General features: G+C 65.8%; 1 protein-coding gene. It reads right to left on the reverse strand.

Going from position 1 to position 1,177, the window contains the following annotated elements:
* Positions 1 to 1,072: IS630 family transposase (locus tag AC07DU_RS33870; protein WP_479115770.1), on the reverse strand; the 1,072-nt coding region annotated here is incomplete at its 3' end.
* Between the last annotated feature and the right edge of the window lie 105 nt (positions 1,073 to 1,177).

Below are 1,177 nucleotides of genomic sequence, written 5' to 3' on the forward strand. Positions count from 1 at the left end.
CGGAGATCCTGTCGCAGTAGCGGCAGATCCGGTCGATGATCTGGTCGGCGGTCTTGGTCCACTTGAACGGCCGGGCTTCGTTGTTCCAGACCTTGACCCAATTCTCGAGCGCGGCCTTGAGGTCATCGAGTGAGCAGAACACGCCACGCTCGAGGCAGCGGCGTTCCAGCTCGCCGAACCACCGCTCGACCTGGTTGATCCACGACGAGTACGTGGGTGTGAAGTGCAGCCGGAAGCGAGGGTGGGCCAGCAGCCACTTGTGCACCACAGGCGCTTTGTGGGCGGAGAGGTTGTCGCAGATCACGTGGACCGCCAGGCCGGGATCGGTCTGGCGGTCGATCTCGTCAAGGAAGTCCCGGAAATCGACGGCCCGGTGCTGGGCGGACAGCTTGCTGATCACCTTTCCCGTGGCGGTGTCCAGCGCCGCGAACAGGTCGACAGTGCCGTGCCGGACGTAGTCGAAACTCCGCCGCTCTGGGGTGCCGGGCAGCATCGGCAGCACCGGCGCGGTCCGCTCCAGGGCCTGGATCTGCGGTTTCTCATCCACCGCGAACACCACCGCGTTCGCCGGCGGCGCGAGATAGAGACCGACCACGTCGCGGATCTTGTCGATCAGCATCGGGTCCGGGGAGATCTTGAACGTCTCGGTCCGCCAGGGCTGCAGCCCGAAGGCCCGCCAGATCCGCAGCACGCTGGACGGCGAGATACCTGTCTGCCTGGCCAGTTCCCGCTTCGACCAGTGCGTGGCCCCTTGCGGTGTCTCCTCGAGGGTGCGGACCACCACCGCTTCCACCTGGGCATCGGTGATGGTCCGCGGAACTCCGGGTCGCGGCTCGTCCGCCAGGCCGTCCAGCCGTTCACGCAGAAACCGGGTCCGCCATCTCGCCACCGTCTTGCGTTCGGTGCTCAGCCGAGCGGCCACCACTGTGTTGTTCCACCCTCGCGCGCATGCCAGCACGATCTGTGCCCGCTTGGCCAAGCCCTGCGCGGTCGAACGCCGAGCGGCCCAGTTCTGCAACGTCAGCCGTTCAGCGTCCGACAGCACGATCGGTGGCAGCCTGTTGTCGCCCATGCCAGCAGCACAGCGCACCGACACCAGACCCGTCAGGCAAAGCCCAAAATCTGAAACAGAACACGACTCATGAGGCGAGCCGGGAACTCAAGACCAGGTCACTAG

The organism is Streptomyces sp. NPDC045695, from assembly GCF_056432025.1.